The sequence below is a fragment of the Vibrio sp. 3-2(1) genome (assembly GCF_963887575.1).
Lineage (GTDB): Bacteria > Pseudomonadota > Gammaproteobacteria > Enterobacterales > Vibrionaceae > Vibrio > Vibrio anguillarum.
The window spans coordinates 1-20,419 of the sequence record NZ_CAWPGB010000065.1; the positions used below are offsets into that span (position 1 = coordinate 1).

A 20,419-nucleotide genomic window follows, 5' to 3' on the forward strand; every position below is an offset into this window, starting at 1 on the left:
GGTGCATGACCAGTCTTCGTTACATTGTCAGACTCGCTACTTTATTCAGAGTCCTAGGTTCATCTGGTGATACAGATGGTTCACACATTAAGCGGTGAACAGCGCTTCATACGACCTCACGTCGCACGCCCCTTTTTAACTTAGAGTTTCTAATAATCCCATTTTTAACCATCAGCATTTGACCAAATTTCCCTAATGATTCAGTATCGTACTGATTGGATTAAGTCCTTTGATTTAGCAGAGATTCATAATATCGAGAGCTAAATACATGTACCGTCATTGTGTCCCCCAATTCGTTTAAATCTAATAACTATACATATATGAATAAAATAATTACCTCATTTGTACGTTGGCTCATCAAGGGGCTTGATAAAACAGTGTATTGGTTGGAACAAAAAAACGCCAACGATATGCAATCGAAGTTCGTAGATCTAGCTCCGACAGATGACGCGGATAAAGCAGGCACCTACTCAGAAGCGTTACGATTTGCAACGAATAATTCTAAAATCTCAAATATAGCCCTGACGGGCCCCTATGGCTCCGGAAAGAGCAGCATTATTCAATCTTTTCTGAAAACGTATCGACGGCCAGTTCTTCATATTTCTCTCGCGACTTTCATTACCGAAGCTGAAACGAAGGTAGAAACGGTGGATCGTCAGGAGATCGAGAGGAGTATTTTACAGCAGATGCTTTACGGTGCGGATGCAAACAAACTCCCGTTATCTCGCTTTAAGAGAATTCAGTCGCCTGGTGTTGGGTCGATCTTTAAGTCACTGTACATTTTGTTGGGGATGTTCGCGCTTTGGTATGTATTTCAGCAGCGGGAAGGAGTCATCAGCGGTACTTATTTCAAACCTATTGCGTTCGAAAACTCAGTCAATTTAGGTTTCTTTGTGTTTGCAGCAGCATTCCTCTGGCGGATACTGCATCACTTCTATGTCGCGAGCTTTGGTTTGTCACTCAAGGGTATTTCGCTAAAAAATGTCGAAATTAAGCCCGCATGTGATGATGAATCCTCAATACTGAATCGTCATTTAGATGAGATAATCTACTTTTTCCAGGAAACTAGTTACGATCTTGTAATCATTGAGGATCTAGACCGATTCGACAATACTGATATTTTCGTTACGTTGCGTGAAATTAACGGTCTTGTTAACGCAAATTCAGGCGTAAAACGTCATATTCGATTCCTATATGCACTACGCGATGACATATTTGCAAACACAGAGCGAACCAAGTTTTTCGAATTTATCATTCCAGTTATTCCGATCATCAACTCATCGAACTCAATTGACATGGTCTTGAAGATTGGAGCGAGACTTGCGCTTAACGAAGGCCTTGATCGTCAGTTTCTTAGAGAGGTATCACGTTATTTAAACGATCTACGGTTGATTCAAAACATTTTTAATGAATACAGCATTTATGTGGATAATTTGAAAACAGATGGTGAATATTTGCTCGACGCCAATAAACTCCTTGCCGTTTTGATCTACAAAAATGTTTATCCACGGGATTTCGAAAAATTACACCGAGGCGAAGGGACTCTCGCCGCAATATTGAATTTCCAAGATGAGTTAATAAGTCACGGAGAAAAAGAATTTAGAGCTGAAATTACTTCACTCGAAAAGCAACTTGATATCGCTGAACGTCAAGTTCCTGCTGACTTAAAAGAGTTGCGTCAAATATATGCGATGGCTCTAATTGAGATGCTGCCATCACACGCCATTAGTGTGGGTATCGATCAAAATAATCAAGTGGCTACTGCCCAGTTGACATGCTTTGAAATGTTTGAAGAGCTGATCGAGGCTCGATATATCTATTATCGAAACATTCATGGTCATAATAGTCGCTTGGATGTTTCTGCACTCCAAGATAATGTAGACCAGCACAAAACTTATCTTCAACGCAAAGAGGAGATAGAACATAAGGCAGAGGAAAATAAAACCAAAACTCTACGAGCAATACGAGATCTTAGACCAAAGGTTGCAGGGCTTAGAACTGCGAAATTCCATGAACAATTACGATTGAATGTCGACCATCTACAGGAGTTATTCGAGGAGTTTGGTCAGAATGGAGAGCTTGCTCGGTTTCTGCTGTTAGAAGGTTATCTGGACGATACCTATTACCAGTACACCTCACTTTTTCATTCTGGTCGATTGTCTCCCAATGACAATAAATTTCTCATTAAAATACGTGCATTTATTACACCAGAGCCAGATTTTCCTATTGATAATCCTAACGAAGTTATTGCGGCGATGAGAGATGAAGACTTTGGACAAAGTTACGTTTTAAACATCTCGCTTGTTGACACTCTGTTGAGTGAACAACACCGTTACCAAAGTCAATTAGAGAGGCTTTTAGGGTACATTATGGAAGAGTTTTCCAACTGTGAAGACTTCTTTATGGCTTATTACAGCAGCGGGAGTTATGTCCCAAAATTTCTCCAACAGTTAACTAATGTCTGGAGTGATTTTGTACTGACTGTACTTTCTAGTCCAAATAGCCTTATACACGTTGTTCAGCTGATTGTGGGATTAACTGAACGTTCACTTAAATCCATTTCAAGAGATTTTGAAGAATTCCCCGTTTTTGCATCAGAGAATCTCTCCGATATTCTGATTAGTTCGCCTGAGCTCGATCCAGAGCGGCTCGTTTGCCTCAATTTTGAAGTTAAAGACTTCGAAGCAATCAAAGAGCACTTTGACATTGTGAACTCAATGTTTGAAGAGGGGCTTTTTGACCTTACGTTAGCGAACATAGAGTTCGCTTATCAAGCGATATTGGGAGAGGAAGATGTCACCCCATTGCATACAAGGAACTTCACGGCAATACGTGCGACGAACAGTACTGTCTTGATAGATCGAATTGAGAGTAATTTTGGCGATTACTTACGCAATATTCTTTTGGCTATACAAACCAATACTGAAGAAGAAACATCCGCTATTTTGGACGTAGTTCGCCGTGAAGAGATTGACCTCAATACGATCCAAGAGTTTCTTGAGCAACAGACGCAACAATTACCGACGTTAGAAGATGTGCCCGATAGATTACATTCTATGCTCTTCAGTTTAACTATGATTGTGCCAAACTGGAAAAATTGCCTTTTCTTTATGGCAAGTGAAGGTTTTGAAGCACAAAGCTTAGTTGAGTATCTCGATCGAGACGTTGTTAGATCGGCTATCCTGAAACAAGCGGTCCCCAGTGATAGTGATTCGAAGTCTATACGTTCTTTTCTTCTTAACGCGAACTCTCTTTCTGATATTAGCTACAAAGAGTATGTGCGAGCTTTACCCAAGTCATTTACACATTTTCCAGAAGGGGTTGAACCAACAAAGCTTATAATATTAATTCAGGAAGCGAAAATCGAATTTCGTACTGATAGTCTAAATGCGCTCAACGAAAGAGAGTTGCAAGTATTGTTTGTGGCAAATAATATCGATACATTTCTGGCTGGGCCAGAAGACTTTTCATTAGAAGATGATTTCTTGGAAGAGCTGCTTGAGTCGGATATTTCTCAGAAAAACAAGATAAAAGTCGTCGAACTGATGGATTTATATTCGTTAGTTGATCTTCCAGAGCGTTCTGCACTTGTTGGTTCAATCATCGTCAATTCAGATGCAAATCTACCAAACATTGATGGAGATATAACTAGTGCTCTGATAAAGAACTCCTCTCCGATAGCAACGCAAATTTCACTCTTCAATAAATATCACTCTCATTTAAGTAACGATGAAGTACGTGATGTATTGGCGAGTCTACCGAAGCCATATTCCGAAATAACCCGTGGTTACCATACGCCAAGACTAAAAGAGACACCTGAGAATCAAGGATTGGTCTCCTGGCTCGATTCTAGGGAAATAATTTCCTCTTGGAGAATTAGCGATATATTTAAAGAAATAAAGGTGAACCTCTATAGATCTTGAGAAGATAATGCTTGATTGTTTTTGGGAGTATAACCTTACTAGCTAGCACTCTTAACTTTGTATTTTTGGTATTGCACACATTACTAATAATAAATACGAAAATTTGGCCTGCCATTTGTAGGGTGGCCGTATGATTGCAATACTAGGGGTAATCCGAATAGTAGAAGTGATCCGAAAAACGTAACACGCTTTTGTCCAAAAATGAGCTAGAAATTAATCTCTATTTATTGTCATTTCATTAATCTCAGTAGTAGTAACGAACCTCAAAAATGATCAAACTATATTGTTCTCCGACAATCACGTTCGACTCAGTTAAATAACGAGACAAAAAAGGTCGCTCCTTATGGGCGACCTTTGCAATATAGGGTTTTGAAGTGAGAATGAGTCATCACTTCATCACTTGAAATAGCAATTACTCTTCTTCAGGGTCCGCTTTCGTTTCGGCGCTAAATTCCAACACTTGGTTGTCGATTAAGCGTACTTTACCCAGAAATGCAGATACTAAGATCACCGCTTGTGTGGTCTCATTCGAGATCAGTTGCAGCGTTTTGGCATCGCGAATAAACAGCTCATCAGGTTGTAGCCCAGCAGCACGCAATTGGTCACTGGCATCTTCAATGATCGACGCGTAATCGTCGCGGCCACCACGCAGTGCACTGCTTATCCAACGCATGGTACGAGCAAGGACAGGCGCACGTTGGCGTTCATCTAACGTCAGCAGCCCGTTACGTGAACTCATCGCTAAGCCATCCATTTCACGGACGGTAGGGACGCCGACAATCTCGATATCCATACAAAGATCGCTGACCATTTGGCGGATAACCGCTAACTGTTGAAAATCTTTTTCACCAAAACAGGCAACATTCGGCTGCACTATGTTGAACAGCTTAGCGACTATGGTTGCAACGCCACGGAAATGCCCTGGTCTTGATGCGCCTTCGAGCATATGAGAAAGCCCCGGTACTTCAACAAAGGTCTGTTTTTCTAATCCTTGCGGATACATTATTTCTGGGGTTGGGGTAAAGACCAAATCAACCGCTTCCGCGTTGAGTTTACTTAAGTCTTCATCCAGTGTTCTCGGGTAGTTATTTAAGTCATCCGCGCGGTCAAATTGCATCGGGTTAACAAAAATACTGACCACGACCACATTGCCCTCTTCACGTGCTTTACGCACTAGGGTTAAGTGGCCTTCATGTAAATTGCCCATGGTCGGCACAAAAGCGACTCGGCGGCCTTCACGCTTATACTGTTTGATCTGCTCGCGAAGAGCTGAAATGTCAGCAAAAGTTTGCATGAATATCTCCTTTAGGCGATGGTATGAGCGTCATCAGGGAAAGCGGCACTTTCTACATCTGCGATGTATTTTGCAACGGCTTTACGCATATCCCCTGTTTCAGCAAGAAAGTTTTTCGAGAATTTTGGCATGTAATTCGCCGAAATTCCGAACATATCGTGCATTACTAGAATTTGTCCATCGGTCACGTTACCTGCGCCAATGCCAATCACTGGCACATCAAGTACTTCGGTAATTCGCGCTGCTAGGCTGGCCGGTACACACTCTAATAACACAATTTGTGCGCCCGCTTCTTGGAGCGCCAACGCGTCTTTGACCATTCGGTCTGCTTTTTCTTGGTCGCGGCCTTGTACTTTATAGCCACCAAAAATATTGACCGATTGCGGTGTTAAACCAAGGTGTGCACAAACCGGAACCGCGCGTTCAGTCAGCATTTTCACCGTTTCTACCAGCCAATCACCACCTTCGATTTTGACCATATTTGCACCCGCTTGCATCAATTTAGCGGCGCTTTCACAGGCTTGTTGTGGTGTGGCGTAGCTCATAAAAGGCATATCAGCCATCAATAAACAGTTAGGGCTACCGGCACGCACGCTGCGTGTGTGGTAGGCAATCTCTTCGACGGTGACGGGTAGGGTATCTGTGTGACCTTGTAGCACCATGCCCAGAGAATCGCCCACTAATAATACAGGCATCTCTTGGCTTTCAAAAAGCTGAGCAAAGCTTGCGTCATACGCGGTGACGGTTGCAAATTTACGACCTTGTTGTTTCCATTGGATCAGATCGTTTATGGTGATTTTTTTCATTAAATGTCCTTACGAGGCGCTGGCGAGTGCCAAATACCGAGCCCGTTACGTTCGACGAGCGGTAACAGTTGATTGAGCTCAGTCCCATCAGGGAGCTGTAAACTTGGTGCGATTTCGGCGAGCGGGTAGAGCACGAATTCACGTACTTTCATTCCGTAGTGAGGAATGGTCAATCGCTCGGAATCGATCACCTCATTGCCGTAAAGAAGAATATCCAGATCGAGCGTTCTTGGCCCCCAACGTTCTTCTTTGCGAACTCGCCCTTGCTCTAACTCGATATTTTGGGTGCAATCGAGCAGCTCAAGTGGCGTTAAATCGGTTTCTATCGCAACCACCGCATTGATGTAATCGGGCTGGTTTTGTGGCCCCATCGGTGTACTACTGTACAAGGATGAGGCGCTTAAAAATCGAGAGTGTGGCAAACATTTCAAGGCTTCAATGGCCTGCTCAGCTTGCGCGATTGGGTCGCCTAAATTACTGCCAACAGCAATATAAACGAGAATCATGATTCTGGGCGGCTCTTTTTATTACGTGGGCTTCTGCGGCGGCGTACATTGGGTTTGTTACTTGCGCCACTTTCCAAATCATTTGCCATCGCTTGGCGCATATCTCGTCCTGCGCTTTCAAAGGTTGTCCACCAGTCAGCCAGCTTTTTCGTCTCTCCGCCTTCGATCTCGCCACGCATTTGTAGAAAATCAAAACCCGCTCGGAATTTGTTGAGCTCCATAAGGCGGAAGGCTCGTTTCCCATTGCGACGTGGTAAGCGCAACTGCAATTGCCAAATTTCGCGAATTGTCGCGGTATGACGACGAGGTATCGCAAGGGTTTTCACCACTTGGTCAAGGATGAGGTTACTCGCTTCCATGACGGCGTCGTAATAGGCGAAATTACGCTGCTGCATTAACGCATCAGCCAGTTTCACTGTCGGGTACCAGAACATGGCAGCAAACATGAAGGCTGGGTTGATGCGTTTACCTTCTTCAATACGCAGGTCGGTTGAATCTAAGACCAGATCCAACATCTGTTCTGTGTGCGAGTCGTAGTCTGGAGTGAACTCTTGAGCTATCACAGGGAACAACTGCTGGAACAGGTTGTACTCACGCATTAAGTGGTAGGTTTCTAAACCGTGGCCGGTTTGCAGCATCTTTAGCGATTCTTCGTACAAACGTGCCGCAGGAATATCTTGCAGTAAAGGAGCAAGATGTTCGATTGGGTCGGCTGTTTCTTCTTCGATATCGAAATCGAGCTTGGCCGCAAAACGAATCGCACGCAACATGCGCACTGGGTCTTCACGGTAGCGCGTTTCAGGATCGCCAATTAAGCGGATGAGCTTATCTTCTAAGTCGTCCATGCCGCCAGCATAATCATGAATGCTGTAATCACCGATGTTGTAATACATGGCGTTAATCGTGAAGTCCCGGCGTTCTGCATCTTCATCAATGGTGCCGTAGACGTTATCACGCAGCAGCATACCCGCTTCAGATTGTGCTGAGACGTTTTGGCTCGGCTCTTGATGGTGTCCACGGAAAGTCGCCACTTCCACTACGTCGCGGCCAAACATGATGTGCGCTAAGCGAAAGCGACGGCCGATCAAGCGGCAATTGCGAAACTGTTGGCGTATTTGCTCTGGTGTTGCATTAGTGGCGATATCAAAATCTTTTGGTGTCTCACCTAATAGTAGGTCGCGTACTCCACCACCGACTAAATAGGCGTCAAAACCTGCGCCATGAAGTCGATATAGCACCTTGAGCGCATTATCGCTGATTTGCTTGCGCGAAATATTGTGTTCATCACGAGTGATAATATTTAGAGCTAAGTCTTGGTAAACGCGATTTTCGCGTGGTGTATAGTCGTTTTTATTCATGTGCATCTGGCAATAATTGGTTTTTGCCAACCTTGCTTTTGTTATTTAAAGTGCCCGTTCGGGACGATTTTGCGGCTAATCATAGCGTAAGGATAGCCTTTTGAGAATCACGGTGTGATCTCGGTCTCCCGAGGGAGTTGTTCAACGTGCCAATTCTGACTGCCCCAAAAGATAATTTCATCGATGGAAGCGTCGCTAATCTCTTGTTTTATCTCAAACCCTAAAAAGCGCATTGCCTTAAGCAAAGTAGGTTTAGGATTTTGAATATCAATGGCAGTGGCATGATTCTGTTTGGATAATTTATTGCCATTACCATCCATCGCGAGCGGCAAGTGAAGGTAGCTTACCGGAGTTTTATGTAAGCAATGATACAAGCTGATTTGTCGTCCTGTTGGTTCAATTAAATCGGCTCCCCGCACCACTTCCGTCACTCCTTGATCGATATCATCGAGCACTACGGCAAGATTATAAGCAAATAAACCGTCACGTCGCTTAATGATGAAGTCTTCCTGTGCTAATGCTTTAGGAATGTGAATTTCGCCATGTTTTTGGTCGAAAAATGACTCTACCGGTGTATCAACACGCAACCTAACCGCGCAATCTTCGGTTAATGTTGGTTTTTTATAGCGGCATGTACCGGGATAAAAGCCACCTATCTGTTTAATTTGTTTACGCGTGCAATCACAATAATAGGCTTGCCCTGATTCAAGCCAAGCCTCAATTTGATCTTGGTATAAAGTGTGGCGTTGGCTTTGATAAACCACCTCGTCATCCCAATGCAAACCATAGGCTTCGATGGCTTGAAGTATCAGGGTGGAGGCTCCTGGCATTTCCCTTGGCGGATCTAAATCTTCGATGCGAACCAACCACTTACCTTGCTGTGATTTTGCTTGAAAGTAGCTGCCAAGTGCAGCGATCAAAGAACCAAAATGAAGTGGGCCTGAAGGTGATGGGGCAAATCGGCCAATATAGTGCATTGCGATTCATCCAAGTTACAAGTTATTTGGGTATCGAGTGAAAACAAAAAGGGAGCTTTAGCTCCCTTTTTTAACACAAACAAAAGGTAAGATTAACCTTGCATCTGTTTTTCTTTAAGTTCGGCTAGCGTTTTGCAGTCAATGCAAAGGTCCGCCGTTGGTCGAGCTTCTAAGCGACGAACGCCGATTTCCACGCCACAAGATTCACAAAAACCAAAATCATCTTCTTCAATTTTGCTTAATGTTTTTTCAATTTTCTTGATCAAGCGACGTTCACGGTCACGGTTACGCAATTCCAAGCTGAATTCTTCTTCTTGAGAAGCGCGATCAACGGGATCGGGAAAGTTTGCGGCTTCATCTTGCATATGGTGAACGGTACGCTCAACTTCTTCACGAAGTTGGTTGCGCCAAGCACTTAAAATTTTTGTAAAGTGAGCTATTTGCTCAGGTGACATATACTCTTCACCTGGCTTTTCCTGATACGGCTCAACACCTGCAATGGCTAGGATGCCTATCGCTTTTTTCTTTAATTCCGGCATGCAGCATCTCCTACTAACACCTAGTCAACTGCGCGAGCAGCTAATTTTAGGCGGGTATCTATAGCAAAAAGATCTATAGGAGGCAAACACTCAATCGTAAACTTATTGTCAATGTGAAGGCGCCATCAATTTTTTGTCACTAATGGGCGAATTCTACAGTGTTAACGAGCTTGATTTCATTCCTTGAAAGTACAGCCTTGTAGCACAGTACTTCCACCCCTTCTTTTTGCGCTTGTTTCAATAATAGTGAATAGTTTGCGTCTATATGGAGTGCAGGCGAGACTTTTTCAATCCCTGAATGTAAAACAGCAAACAAAAGTACTGCTCTGCTTCCACTTTTTGCCATTTCCGTTAATTCACGCAAATGCTTTTGTCCACGCGTTGTAACGGCATCGGGGAAATAACCTTGTCCTGAATTGCAGGCGACATCGTCGTGTGGAGAGTAACGCTCATCCAATAAGGTGACGCTTTTCACTTCTATATAGCACGTCGGTTTAGAGGGTGATTTGAGCAAGATATCAATTCGGCTATTTTCTTGGCCGTAGCGCACTTCAGTTTGTAATTGCTCATACCCTTGCAGCTCTTTGATGATGCCGTTTTGAATCGCTTCTACTGCCAGCGTATTCGCCCGAGCCGTGTTGACGCAAATGCAGTGGCCTTGCTGGGTTTCAGCCAGCTCCCAACTGTGTGGGTATTTACGTTTAGGGTTGTCTGAGGTGGAGAACCAGACACGATTACCCGCCTCGGCGCAGCCCGTCATCGCGCCAGTATTGGCGCAGTGAATAGTCTCTTGTTGACCATCGGCAAACTCAATGTCGGCCAAAAAACGCTTGTAGCGTTTGAGTAAGGTCGCGGATCGAAGTGGAGGATTGAACTGCATTTATCTACTGTTTTTATGTACAATGTTGCCGCCATTTAACCATAAGGATTGCACATTGTCACAATTGCCCATTCAAGCTGTGATGCCCGATCTGCTGGCGGGAGTACAAGCTCACCCACAGATGATTGTCAAAGCCGCTCCCGGTGCGGGTAAGTCGACCCATTTCCCGTTACAGCTATTAAAAGAGCAATTATTCACGGGTAAGATCATCATGCTTGAACCGCGTCGTTTGGCGGCGCGCAGTATTGCTTTCTATTTAGCGCAGCAATTAGGTGAGAGTGTTGGGCAAACCGTCGGCTATCGTATGCGTGGTGAGAGTAAAGTCAGCGCAGCGACGCAGCTTGAAATTGTGACAGAAGGGATCATGACACGTATGATCCAAACCGATCCTGAGCTAAGCGGAATCGATCTCTTGATCTTCGATGAGTATCACGAGCGGAGTATTCACGCGGATACGGCTCTCGCACTCAGTTTGGAAGTGCAATCAGCGCTGCGAGAAGATCTTAAAATCGTCGTAATGTCAGCAACCTTAGATCAACTGGCACTGCAGTCATTATTACCCCAAGCGCTTTATGTGCAATCTGAAGGTCGAGCTTATCCAGTTGAAGTGCGCTATGCACCGCTGCGAGCCAATGATTATCTTGTGCCGACGATGAGCAAACAGATTGAAGGCTTGATGCGAGCTGAAAGTGGCTCTCTGCTGGCATTTTTACCTGGCGTTTCAGCCATTAAACAGCTTGAACAGCAGCTCGCACACTTAGCCGATGAGTTTGATATTTGTCCTTTATACGGGCAGTTGAGTCTACAAGCGCAGCAAAAAGCGATTGCGCCTGCAGTAGCAGGCAAACGGAAAATTGTGCTAGCGACTAATATTGCCGAAACATCGCTGACCATTGAGGGGATACGCTTAGTGGTGGATGCAGGGCTAGAGCGGATAGCGAAGTTTGATCTTAAAACGGGCATCACTCGTTTAGAGCAAGTGAAAATTGCCCAGTCATCGGCGCAGCAACGCACGGGGCGCGCCGGACGCCTAGAACCCGGCATCTGTTTGCGCCTTTACAGCGAAGCACAATATAAGCAGCAACCCCAAGTGCCGAGCGCGGAAATATTGCACAGTGACTTAGCGCCTTTGGCGATGGAGCTTGCGCAGTGGGGTGTGGTGTCGGTTAACGATTTGCCTTGGCTGGATACTCCACCAGCAGCAGCGATGAAGCAAGCTTGGAGTCTATTGCATACGCTTGGTTTGATGGACAGCAAACAGCAGCTCAGTGCATTGGGTAAAAAAGCGCAGTCACTCGGTGTGGAACCAAGGCTGGTGAGTATGCTGCTCAAAGCCCATGAAACGAGTGATTCAATGCTAAATACGGCGCTCGCTGTGACCGCGTTATTGGAAGAGCCTGAGCGGAATGTGCTGGATTTACAACATAGCTTAATGCGTTGGCAGCAAGTGACTCACCCTAAGACACAAAACCTACATCAGCGTGCCACGATGCTTGCGCGCGCACTCGGTGGCCAATTTCAGCTAAAAAAAGTGGATGAATCATTGCTGGCGTTGGTGCTGAGTTTGGCTGTTCCCGATCGCATTGCCCAGCGTCGCAGCGAGTCGCAACGGGGGCAGTTTTTACTGGCGAATGGTCACGGCGCGCAAATGCGTGACGATGAACGCCTCGCGGGCGCGCACTATTTAGTGGTGGTGGATTTAATGCGCAGCGGCTCACAAGCGAGTCAAATCTTTGTTGCGACAGAGTTGGACATTGATGCACTACAAGCCTATTTTCCAGAGCTATTTAGTACACAAGAACGAGTCGATTGGGATGAGAAAGCAGGGAAACTGTGCGCGGAAAGGCTAACCCTGTGCGGTAAATTGGTCATTGAGCGTGAAGCACTGCAAGAGCCTGCTCATGAAAAAATGACGCAAGCCTTGCTCAATTATGTCCGTCGCAAGGGGCTATCGGTATTACAGTGGAGCGAAGCGGCGAGCGCTTTATTAACGCGCATACGTTGCGCTGCGCAATGGCTACCGGAAGCGGCGTGGCCTGCTGTCGAGGAACAAGCGCTGCTTAATGATCTTGAAATTTGGTTAGCCCCCTATTTAGTCGGAGTAAAATCGGTCAAAGCGTTAGCGAAAGTACCGCTTCTTGATGCACTCAATGCCTATTTAGGTTGGCCATTAAACCAAGAGATTGATCGCTGGCTTCCAACTCACCACCCGCTACCCACAGGTAATCGAGCCGCCATTCGTTATCAACTGGGCGCGGAGCCGATGCTGTCGGTCCGTATGCAGGAGATGTTTGGCGAGCAAGATTCCCCCACCATCGCTCAAGGGCGCAAAAAAGTGGTAATGGAACTGCTCTCACCTGCGCAGCGGCCTTTGCAAGTAACTCAAGATCTCGCCGGTTTCTGGCAGGGCGCTTATAAAGAAGTACAAAAAGAGATGAAAGGGCGTTACCCAAAACACGTTTGGCCTGATGATCCTGCCAACCACATAGCGACGACGAAAACTAAGCGGCAATTAGCACAATGACAACCCAGAAAAAGCCTACGGGCACTCAAAAAAATAGCGTAAAAAAACCTTCACGTCGCCCGGCCAAGAAGCCTTCACCGCCACGCAAAGCATGGTGGAAAATTGTGTGGGGTATTGGCTGGAAACTGAGCCTTGCACTGGCCGCGGTGCTGTTGTTTGTTGGTATTTACTTAAATAGCGTGGTCAAACAACGCTTCGAAGGTCAGCTTTTTGATTTACCGACCGTCGTGTATGCGCGCATTTTGAATTTAGCTCCCGGTGATGACATCCCGCTGCAAGAGCTGCGCAATGAGCTTGATGTACTCAACTATCGCAAAGTGAACCAGCCACGCTATGCTGGCGAGTACTCTTCATCATCAAGCAAAATTGAGATCATCCGCCGCCCTTTTGAGTTTGCCGATGGCCCTGAGCCTGACCGCCATGTGATGCTCCATTTTAATGACAGCGGTTTAGTTCGTATTCAATCTCTTGAGCAAAAAGGGGATTTAGGTTACTTGCGTATTGAGCCCAAAATGCTCGGCATGCTTGAAAAAGGCAACGATGAGCAGCGGCTATTTTTACGTCGTGATCAGTTTCCTGAAGTGATGGTGGATGCGTTGCTTGCGACCGAGGATCGCTATTTTTATCAACATGATGGCATCTCTCCATTTGCGATTGCCCGTGCTTTAGTGGCCAACATTAAGGCTGGGCGCACCGTGCAAGGCGGCAGCACGTTAACTCAACAGCTGGCAAAAAATATTTTCTTATCCAGCGATCGAACCTTATGGCGTAAAGTGCGTGAAGCTTATATGGCGCTCATTATTGACTATCGCTACAGTAAAGATCGCATTTTAGAAGCCTATCTAAATGAGGTCTATTTAGGGCAAAGTGGCGGTGAGGCGATTCACGGTTTCGGCCTCGCCTCACGGCTTTATTTCGGTCAACCATTGCAAGAATTGCGCATTGATCAATTAGCGTTGTTAGTGGGTATGGTTAAAGGGCCTTCTTATTATAACCCTGCGCGTTACCCTGAACGTGCTAAAGAGCGTCGCGACTTGGTTTTAAAGCTGATGATGCAGCAAGATATTTTGACGGCTAAACAGTTTGAACAAGCGGCCAGTCGACCGTTAGATGTGCAAAAGCATCCTCACATTGCCAGCCGGCAGCCAGCGTATTTTCAGCAGTTAAAAATTGAACTGAAAGAGAAAGTGGGCGACGCCTTCAAAGCGGATACTGGCTTGCGCGTTTTTACCTCGCTCGATCCTGTTTCGCAAGTCAAATTGGAGCTGGCGATTGATCGACAAATTCCAGTGCTTTCCAAAACGGCGGGGAAAAACTTAGAAGCCGCAGCGATCGCTGTTGATCGAACCAGTGGTGAGATCCGTGCCATGGTTGGCGGTAAACAGACCGGTTATGACGGCTTTAACCGCGCTTTAAATGCAAGCCGTCCTATCGGCTCGTTAGTCAAACCAGCGGTCTATCTCACCGCACTCGCACAGCCAGATAAATACAACTTAGCCAGCACGCTTATCGATAAACCCATCACACTCAAAGGGAACAAAGGCGAAGTGTGGTCACCGCGCAACTTTGATCGTCAGTTCCGTGGTGAAGTGCCGTTGTATCTCGCGTTAGCTAAATCACTGAATGTGCCCACGGTACAATTGGGCATGCAGCTTGGGATTGAACAAGTTTCTGACACTTTGGTGCGGCTCGGTGTCAACAAAGAGGAGATCCGTCCTGTACCGTCGATGTTTCTTGGCGCGTTCTCTCTGACGCCTTATCAAGTGGCGCAGATGTACCAAACCTTAACCAACTCGGGTAAAAAAGCGCCCTTATCGGCGCTGCGCTCGGTACTGGATTTAGAGGGCAATGTGCTCTATCAATCAATTCCCAAAGTATCCCAAGCCGTTGAGCAGCAAGCGGCGTGGCTTACAACTTATGCGATGAAGCGAGGAGTACTTGAAGGGACCGGGCGCTATCTCAATAATCAGTTCGCTTGGGCGGCATTGGCGGGGAAAACTGGTACCACTAACGATAGCCGCGACAGTTGGTTTGTCGGGGTGGATGGTCGTGAAGTCACCACGGTTTGGCTTGGCCGCGATGATAATCAGCCGATCAAACTTACGGGTTCGAGTGGTGCATTACGGGTGTACGCGGAATATTTACAACATCGGATTCCGGAAAAATTACTTCTTCCTTGGCCGCAAGGCATTACCACGATTGGCTTTAAAACCAGTGCCGAGGGTGAATTAGTCCAAGATTGTCACAACGAATTTAAACTGCCCATGTGGGATAAAAACGGCGCATTGAAACAGAGCTGTGATAAACAACCGGGACAATGGTTAAAAAATCTCTTTCAGTGGTAGCTGGGGGAGTTTATATTAAATTGATTTCAAAGGGATTTAAGGAAGAGTCGTGAAACAGTTTTTAAGTAACTTATTGTTCTTGGTATTCATGTTTCCTGCGACTTTCGCGGTGGCTGATGAGCCACAAGCTGAAAAACCTATGCTGGACAGTGCTGCGCGACCCAAAGTTGCCGTCGTTCTTGCGGGAGGAGGGGCAAAAGGTGCAGCGCACATTGGCGTTCTCAAAGCGCTGGAAGAGATGCGCATCCCCGTTGATTTCATTACTGGTACCAGCATGGGCGCTTATGTGGGCGGCCTTTATGCCAGTGGTATGAGCGCCGATGAAATTGAAAGTTTAATTTACAGCGTGGATTGGAATGAAGGTTATCGTGACCGGGTCAACCGCAGCCAACGTCGTGTTCGGGATAAAGAGTACGAAGACCGCTATCAACTGACCACCGACCTTGGACTGCGTTGGGGTGAGATCCGCGCACCACGTGGTGTGGTGCAAGGGCAAAATATGTTGCGTATTTTGCGAGAAACGTCGGGCAATCTCTCTGAATTTCAGTCCTTTGATCAACTGCCTATTCCTTATCGCGCGGTAGCAACTGATATCATTGCTCTTGAGGAAGTGGTGCTGGATCGTGGCTATTTAGTGGATGCGATGATGGCGAGTATGTCAGTACCTGGAGCACTGCCACCTTACGAAGTTGATGGTCGTTGGTTAGTCGATGGCGGTGTGACCAATAACATGCCTGTTGATGTTGCACGTGCCTTAGGGGCTGATATTGTTATCGCGATCGATATCAGTACCGATTACAAAAACCAAGAAGCTTTCACCACCTTTTTGACGGTAGCCGATCAGCTTTCCAACTATCTCGTACAAAGAAGCACTCAAAAACAAGCACGTTTATTGAATGAGCAAGATGTATTTTTACGCCCTGATGTCGGCAGTATGGAAACCACTGAATTTGATAAAATGCCTACCGCTTATGAAAAAGGGTATGAGATTGCAATGGCGAACCAATCGGTATTGACTTCGTTGTCATTATCGAGTGCTAGTTATCAACGCTATGTGGAAGCAAAACAAGCTCGCCGCAGGGCTTTAATTTATGGCGATGATGTGCAGGTTGATGAAATCGTACTCAACAACCGCAGTCATTACAGCGATCAATTGTTAAAAAACCGTTTACATTTAAAGACAGGACAACCGCTATCAACCGAGCAGATTGAAGCGACGGTCGAAAATCTCTATGCATTGGATCGCTTTGAGTTAGTGACCTATGAATACCGAGAATTTGAAGGAAAGAACCAACTGGTCATCGATGTAAAAGAGAAATCTTGGGGGCCAAATTACCTCAATTTTCGCTTTTTCTTAGAAGATGATTTTCATACGGATAGTCAGTATGCGCTGGGTATCTCTTCCAATTTCACTAACTTAAATTCGTTTGGTTCTGAATTACGTTTCAATTTAGAAATGGGCACCGATAAGATCATCGAAGCGGAGCTTTTTTCTCCTCTGTTCTCAGGGCAAAAAGCGTTTACCTCAGCTTTGATTTCGTTTAGCAATGATAAACGTAATAAGCCAATGCAAGGGTTTGATGACACCAGTCTAGAAGCCAGTAAAGACTATTTGCCGATCAGCTATTTAGAATGGATTGGAGAATTGTCGCTTGGTTATCAAGATAAATTATGGCGAGAGTTTAAGTTAGGGATCCGCTATACCGATGGGGAGGCTGAAGTGTCAAATTGGCCATCCATGGGAAATATGGATTACACCCGTGCTGGTGTGTTTGCTAACTACCGCATTGATACCTTAGATGACTTCAGCTTGCCTACCCGCGGTGTTTATCTTGATCTTGAGTATCTTGCATCGCACGATAAAGTTTCTGGTGTCTCTTCCGATCTTGAATCAAACGATACGGTGTATGAATTTTCCGGTGAATTAATCGCTGCTTATAGCCTTGGCAGGCATACTTTGGTCGGTAATCTTGATTACGGTGTGGTGCAAAGTAAAAATTCCAGTGAACCGATAAACCCTAAATCGATTGGTGGTTTCTTAAATTTATCAGGTATTCCTCGTAACAGCTTGATTGGACAGAATAAAGCGTTCACCAGTTTGGTGTATCGTTATCGCTGGTTTGATAATGACTTTGGCCTGTTCAGTTCCCCATTTTATGTCGGTGCATCAATAGAATACGGCGGTGTATGGTCTGATCCTGATCTAAGCTTTGATACCGCCCCATTATACGGTGCGGGATCGGTGTTTGCCGGTGTTGATTCGCCGATTGGACCGATTATGTTTGCTTATGGTCGAACCGAAGATAATTTTGATTCGATATACTTGAGTATTGGCACTACCTTTTAGCGAGAATTGAGCTGAAAAGTGGGCGGTAAGTGACTCAAAAATCATAGAACTTTAGTCTTAAGTTGCTATGTTGGTCAAAATGATAAGATTTTAATTTAAAGTTAAATTTGCTATTCTTCGTCCCACAGTTTGGCCTCTCTGCCGCTGATTACATAAAAATATCTGGCAATGGAGAGCCAAGTTTCCAAGGATGTTTGCCCATCATGTCAATAATAATGGGGTAAACCGCAATGAGAGGAAAAAGTCGTGCTTGAAGCCTACCGTAAACACGTCGCAGAGCGTGCTGCCGAAGGAGTTGTTCCTAGACCCCTAAATGCTGAACAAGTCGCAGGACTTGTTGAACTGTTGAAAAATCCCCCTCAAGGTGAAGAAGCGTTCATGCTTGATCTCCTTGAAAATCGAATTCCCCCCGGTGTGGATGAGGCCGCTTATGTTAAAGCGGGCTTTTTAACCGCCATCACTAAAGGTGAGGTCTCTTCACCGTTAGTGAGCCGCGCAAAAGCTGCGCAACTACTCGGAACTATGCAAGGTGGTTATAACATCGAGCCGCTAGTTTCATTGCTTGATGATGCAGAGCTGGCACCGATTGCGGCTGATGCACTATCGCGTACTCTACTGATGTTTGATGCGTTCTATGACGTTGAAGAGAAAGCAAAAGCGGGTAATGCACATGCACAAAAAGTGCTGCAATCATGGGCAGACGCGGAATGGTTCCTTTCAAAACCGGCGCTTCAAGAGAAGATCACGCTAACCGCATTTAAAGTTACTGGCGAAACCAACACTGATGATTTGTCACCAGCGCCAGATGCATGGTCACGCCCAGATATTCCAGTGCATGCACTGGCTATGTTGAAAAATGAACGTGAAGGCATTCAACCCGACAAAGCAGGCAGCATTGGCCCTATCACTCAAATCGAAGCGCTAAAAGAGAAAGGCCATCAGCTAGTCTATGTGGGTGATGTGGTCGGTACAGGCTCGTCTCGTAAATCCGCGACTAACTCTGTTTTGTGGTTTATGGGTGACGATATCCCATTTGTGCCTAATAAACGCGCGGGTGGCTACGTGCTCGGCGGTAAAATTGCACCTATCTTCTTCAACACCATGGAAGATGCCGGCGCGTTGCCGATTGAAGTTGACGTTACCAAACTCAACATGGGTGATGTGATTGATGTTTACCCATTTGAAGGCAAAGTGTGTAACCACGACACTGGCGAAGTGCTTGCCACGTTCAAGCTTAAAACCGACGTATTGATTGATGAAGTGCGCGCTGGCGGCCGTATTCCACTGATCGTTGGTCGTGGTTTAACGGATAAAGCACGCGAAGCACTAGGCTTAGAAGCGTCAACAGTATTTCGTCGCCCAGTTGCAGTGGCTGATACAGGCAAAGGTTATACACTGGCTCAGAAAATGGTCGGTAAAGCATGCGGCGTGACGGGTGTTCGTCCGGGGACTTACTGCGAACCTAAAATGACCACGGTTGGATCGCAAGATACCACTGGCCCGATGACACGTGATGAATTGAAAGATTTGGCGTGTCTTGGTTTTTCTGCTGACTTAGTCATGCAATCTTTCTGTCATACCTCGGCTTATCCAAAGCCTGTCGATGTGAATACCCACCATACCTTGCCTGATTTCATCATGAACCGTGGCGGTGTTTCACTGCGTCCGGGTGATGGAGTTATTCACTCATGGCTAAACCGCATGTTGTTACCTGATACCGTCGGTACTGGTGGTGACTCGCATACACGATTCCCGCTTGGCATTTCATTCCCAGCCGGTTCTGGCTTGGTTGCTTTTGCGGCCGCAACGGGTGTGATGCCACTGGATATGCCAGAATCTGTCTTGGTGCGTTTCAAAGGTGAAATGCAGCCGGGCATCACGCTGCGCGATCTAGTGCACGCGATTCCTTATTACGGGATTAAGCAAGGCCTGCTTACAGTGGCGAAAGCGGGGAAAATTAACGAATTCTCTGGCCGTGTGCTAGAAATCGAAGGGGTTGAGCACTTAACGGTTGAGCAAGCGTTTGAACTTTCTGATGCCTCGGCAGAACGCAGTGCGGCGGGTTGTACGGTTAAATTGTCACAAGCCTCAATTGAAGAGTACCTCAACTCTAACATCACTATGTTGAAGTGGATGATCGCCGAAGGTTATGGTGACCGCCGGACTATCGAGCGTCGTATTACGGCGATGGAAGCGTGGCTAGCCAATCCTGAGTTGATGCAAGCGGATAGTGATGCAGAATACGCACATGTGATTGAGATTGATCTTGCTGAGATTAAAGAGCCGATTTTATGTGCGCCAAATGACCCAGACGATGCGCGCTTACTTTCTGATGTACAAGGTACGCCTATTGATGAAGTCTTCATCGGTTCTTGTATGACCAACATTGGTCACTTCCGTGCGGCAGGTAAATTGCTTGAGAAGTTCAATGGTCAGTTAGATACGCGTTTGTGGGTTGCGCCACCGACTAAAATGGACAAAGATCAGCTTATCGAAGAGGGCTATTACGGCATCTTTGGTCGCGCTGGGGTACGTATTGAAACTCCAGGATGTTCGTTATGCATGGGTAACCAAGCGCGTGTTGCCGATAAAGCGACCGTCATGTCGACTTCGACCCGTAACTTCCCGAACCGTTTAGGGACCGGCGCGAATGTTTACCTTGCTTCGGCAGAGCTGTCGGCCGTGGGCGCCATTTTAGGCCGCATTCCGACACTGGAAGAGTATCTAGAGTACGCGAAGCAGATCAACGCAACTGCAGCTGACACCTATCGCTACCTCAACTTCCATCGTATGGCGCAATACACTAAAAAAGCAGACAGTGTGATTGTCCAGCAAGCGGTGTAAGAGCTATCCAAGCTAGCCTCCTAATAAAAAAGCCACCGATTCGGTGGCTTTTTACCATTCTAGCTTCTCACTCAAT

General features: G+C 46.0%; 12 protein-coding genes. 5 read left to right on the forward strand and 7 right to left on the reverse strand.

The features are described from left to right. Positions 1-320 precede the first annotated feature (320 nt). Positions 321-3,923, forward strand: coding sequence for a YobI family P-loop NTPase (locus AACQ79_RS17285; protein ID WP_170899447.1), 3,603 nt, complete (start codon positions 321-323; stop codon positions 3,921-3,923). A 412-nt stretch (positions 3,924-4,335) separates the two neighbouring features. On the opposite strand, the gene panC is transcribed toward AACQ79_RS17285, so the two are convergent. The 7 genes from panC to sfsA all read right to left on the reverse strand — a co-directional run bounded on the left by panC (position 4,336) and on the right by sfsA (position 10,283). Further along, the gene (gene panC, locus AACQ79_RS17290; protein ID WP_010319549.1) at positions 4,336-5,217 is read right to left on the reverse strand and encodes a pantoate--beta-alanine ligase; all 882 of its coding nucleotides are present in this window, start codon (positions 5,215-5,217) and stop codon (positions 4,336-4,338) included. A gap of 11 nt (positions 5,218-5,228) precedes the next feature. Further along, positions 5,229-6,023, reverse strand: a complete 795-nt coding sequence (gene panB, locus AACQ79_RS17295) for a 3-methyl-2-oxobutanoate hydroxymethyltransferase (protein WP_010319550.1) — start codon at positions 6,021-6,023, stop codon at positions 5,229-5,231. Further along, the gene (gene folK, locus AACQ79_RS17300; protein WP_094125449.1) at positions 6,023-6,529 is read right to left on the reverse strand and encodes a 2-amino-4-hydroxy-6-hydroxymethyldihydropteridine diphosphokinase; all 507 of its coding nucleotides are present in this window, start codon (positions 6,527-6,529) and stop codon (positions 6,023-6,025) included. Before folK ends, panB begins: the two co-directional genes overlap by 1 nt. Continuing rightward, positions 6,526-7,887, reverse strand: coding sequence for a polynucleotide adenylyltransferase PcnB (gene pcnB, locus AACQ79_RS17305; protein ID WP_026028232.1), 1,362 nt, complete (start codon positions 7,885-7,887; stop codon positions 6,526-6,528). Before pcnB ends, folK begins: the two co-directional genes overlap by 4 nt. Positions 7,888-7,994: 107 nt before the next feature. Beyond that, on the reverse strand, positions 7,995-8,864 hold the full coding sequence (gene gluQRS, locus AACQ79_RS17310; RefSeq protein ID WP_017043010.1) for a tRNA glutamyl-Q(34) synthetase GluQRS: 870 nt from the start codon (positions 8,862-8,864) through the stop codon (positions 7,995-7,997). 92 nt (positions 8,865-8,956) lie between these two features. Continuing rightward, complete coding sequence (gene dksA / locus AACQ79_RS17315; protein ID WP_013857662.1) at positions 8,957-9,403, reverse strand: RNA polymerase-binding protein DksA; 447 nt, start codon at positions 9,401-9,403, stop codon at positions 8,957-8,959. A 139-nt stretch (positions 9,404-9,542) separates the two neighbouring features. Then, positions 9,543-10,283 (reverse strand): DNA/RNA nuclease SfsA, encoded by a 741-nt coding sequence (gene sfsA / locus AACQ79_RS17320; protein WP_170899448.1) that lies wholly within the window; start codon positions 10,281-10,283, stop codon positions 9,543-9,545. 55 nt (positions 10,284-10,338) lie between these two features. Between sfsA and hrpB the strand changes: the two genes are divergently transcribed. The 4 genes from hrpB (at position 10,339) to acnB (ending at position 20,343) form a co-directional block, all read left to right on the forward strand. Further along, positions 10,339-12,807, forward strand: coding sequence for an ATP-dependent helicase HrpB (gene hrpB / locus AACQ79_RS17325; RefSeq protein WP_170899449.1), 2,469 nt, complete (start codon positions 10,339-10,341; stop codon positions 12,805-12,807). Next, positions 12,804-15,152, forward strand: coding sequence for a penicillin-binding protein 1B (gene mrcB, locus AACQ79_RS17330; RefSeq protein WP_170899450.1), 2,349 nt, complete (start codon positions 12,804-12,806; stop codon positions 15,150-15,152). The genes hrpB and mrcB overlap by 4 nt, the downstream gene beginning before the upstream one ends. An 88-nt stretch (positions 15,153-15,240) precedes the next feature. Then, positions 15,241-17,499 (forward strand): patatin-like phospholipase family protein, encoded by a 2,259-nt coding sequence (locus tag AACQ79_RS17335; RefSeq protein WP_170899482.1) that lies wholly within the window; start codon positions 15,241-15,243, stop codon positions 17,497-17,499. A 246-nt stretch (positions 17,500-17,745) separates the two neighbouring features. After that, positions 17,746-20,343: a bifunctional aconitate hydratase 2/2-methylisocitrate dehydratase gene (gene acnB / locus AACQ79_RS17340; protein ID WP_170899451.1), complete on the forward strand. Its 2,598-nt coding sequence runs from the start codon at positions 17,746-17,748 to the stop codon at positions 20,341-20,343. Positions 20,344-20,419 lie beyond the last annotated feature (76 nt).